The organism is Micrococcus sp. HMSC31B01 (assembly GCF_001816085.1).
Lineage (GTDB): Bacteria > Actinomycetota > Actinomycetes > Actinomycetales > Micrococcaceae > Micrococcus > Micrococcus luteus.
Genome location: NZ_KV825168.1, coordinates 1 through 2,516, shown reverse-complemented (window position 1 = coordinate 2,516; position 2,516 = coordinate 1). Strand labels below are relative to the sequence as shown.

The 2,516-nt window shown below is 73.8% G+C and carries 3 protein-coding genes; all 3 read right to left on the bottom strand.

What is annotated here, in order from left to right; genetic code table 11:
- Positions 1 to 821: GTP pyrophosphokinase (locus HMPREF3105_RS07310; RefSeq protein ID WP_070709074.1), on the bottom strand; the 821-nt coding region annotated here is incomplete at its 3' end.
- Positions 822 to 886: 65 nt separating this feature from the next.
- On the bottom strand, positions 887 to 1,342 hold the full coding sequence (locus tag HMPREF3105_RS07305) for an acyl-CoA thioesterase (protein ID WP_036382344.1): 456 nt from the start codon (positions 1,340 to 1,342) through the stop codon (positions 887 to 889).
- Positions 1,339 to 2,516: FAD-binding oxidoreductase (locus HMPREF3105_RS07300; RefSeq protein WP_070709073.1), on the bottom strand; the 1,178-nt coding region annotated here is incomplete at its 5' end. The genes HMPREF3105_RS07300 and HMPREF3105_RS07305, both read right to left, overlap by 4 nt.

The following is a 2,516-nucleotide window of genomic DNA, read 5'->3' as shown; positions in this document are numbered from 1 at the left end:
CGCGCCTCGCCCGGCCGCGCCTCGCCCGGCCCTGCCGCCGGCTCGTCCTCGAAGGCGGGACCGCCGTCGTCCTCCCAGGCCGCGGCGGCGTCGTCGTCCCTGTCGGTCTCCTGCACCTGGTCGTGCAGGCGCTCCATGCGGGTGTCCAGGTCCGCGGCCACGCGGGCGGCGGCCACGAGCTCGGTCGCGATGTCCGGGGGCACGCCGCCGTCGAACTTGTAGTTGATCTTGTGCTCGAGCGTGGCCCAGAAGTCCATGGCGCTCGTGCGGAACTGCATCTCCACGGTCACCTGGATCGTGCCGGTGGACAGGTGGATCGGCACCTGCACGAGGCAGTGCAGGCTGCGGTAGCCGGAAGGCTTGGGTCGGGAGATGTAGTCCTCCACCTCGAGCACCCGGATGTCCGGCTGCTGCGTGAACTGGCGGAACACGCGGTACACGTCCCGGGCGAAGCTGACGATCACGCGCGCCCCGGCGATGTCCGTGACGTTGGTGCGCAGCGCGTCCAGGTCCAGGGACAGCCCGCGGGCGGAGGCCTTGCGCAGGATCGACTCCGGCGACTTCACCCGCGTGACGATGTGCTCGATGGGGTTGTAGTCGTGCAGGTGCGTGAACTCGTCCCGCAGCACCTCGAGCCGCGCCTCCACCTGGAGCAGGGCCGAGCGGTACTCGAGGTCGAAACGCTCGACGTCCTTGCGCAGCCGATCCAACGCCACGGACATCACGGGGGAGAGCTGCGTCAACGCGGACACGGGGGTGCCGCGCAGCGCCTCGACGTCCGCCGAGGGCACGGGCGCGTCCGGGGAAGGGTCCTGCTCCATGGCCTCAGAGCCTACGGCGGGATCCTGCGAGACGGCTGGCCGTCCACAGGCCCGACGGCGGCCCGTCAGTCCTCGGCGGGGATCAGCACGCGTTCGAAGACGGCGCGCTCCTCGTCGGAGACGGCCACGGGCCGCCCGGCCGCCGGGTCCACCTGCACGAACACGGCGTCGCACAGCACGCAGCGCCGCCCGTCCTGCCACAGCTCGTGGCGCAGCGTGAAGGACGTCCGGCCGATCCGCAGGATCCACACCCGCGCCGTCACCTCGGGCCCGGCGTAGACCACGGGCGCCTCGTACTGGACCTCCATGGACCGCACGACGCGCTGGACGTCCGGGGACGCCGTCGTCGTGGCCCACGCGGCCAGGGCGCGCACGCGCGCCTCCTCGGTGAGGGTGAGCAGGCGGGCGTTGTTGACGTGGCCGTAGCGGTCCTCGTCGGACCAGCGCAGCTGCAGCCCGACCTCGAACGGGGTCGGCGTGCCGGCGTCGGCGGGGGTCTCGGGGGTGGTCGGCTGCGTCACGGGGTGAACACCTTTCCTGGGTTGAGGATGCCGTGCGGGTCGAACACGGCCTTGATGCGCTGCTGGAGGTCGTGCTGGGCGTCGCCGAGCTCGTCCCGCAGGAACGCGCGCTTGAGCAGGCCCACGCCGTGTTCGCCGGTGAGCGTGCCGCCGAGTTCCAGACCCGCGCGGAACAGCTCGCCGGCGGCCTCCCACACGTCCGCCGGAATCGACGCGGCGTCCTCGGCCGCACCGCCCACCTGCGCCGCCGCGCCGAACAGCAGGATCGGGTGCAGGTTGCCGTCCCCGGCGTGGGCCGTGGTGGGGATGGCGACGCCGGTGCGTGCCTCGATCTCACGGATCCGCGCGAACATCTCGGCCATGCGGCTGCGCGGGACGGCCACGTCCTCCACGAGCGGGGTGCCGAGGCGCTCGAGTGCGGGGAACGCGGTGCGGCGCAGGGCCATGAGGGCCTCCCCCTCGGCGGGGTCCACGGTCACGGTGACGTCCCCGCTGTGGGCGCGCATGAGGGCGGCCATGGCCTCCCCGTCCGCCTCGGCGCCGGCGCCGTCGGCCTGCACCAGCAGGAACGCGCCGGACTCGGGCAGGGCGGCCCCGCGTTCGGGCCCCGCGTGCGCGCGCACCGCGGCGAGCGTCGCCTCGTCCATCAGCTCCATCAGGGCGGGCACGTGACCGGCCCCGGTGATCGCCTCGGCCGCGGCGGCGCCCGCGACGACGTCCGGGAAGAACCCGCCGAGCGTCACCGGCACGCCGCGCACGGCCGGCCGCAGCGCCAGCGTCGCACCCACGATCACGCCGAGCGTGCCCTCCGAGCCGATCATCAGCGCGACCAGGTCGTAGCCGGTCACCCCCTTGACGGTGCGGTGGCCCAGCCGCAGCAGGGTGCCGTCCGCGAGCACCACGTCCAGGCCCAGCACCGCCTCGCGCGTGACGCCGTACTTGGCGCACAGCAGCCCGCCGGCGTTCATCGCGATGTTGCCGCCCACCGTGGAGATGTCCTTCGACGCCGGGTCCGGGGCCCACCACAGCCCGTGCTCGGCGAGCGCGGCGTTCAGCGCCCCGTTGAGGATCCCCGGCTCGACGACGGCCACGCGGTCCGCGGGGGAGACCTCCAGGATCCGGTCCATCGCGGTCATGTCCAGGACGATCTCGCCCGCCCCCGCGACGGCGCCGC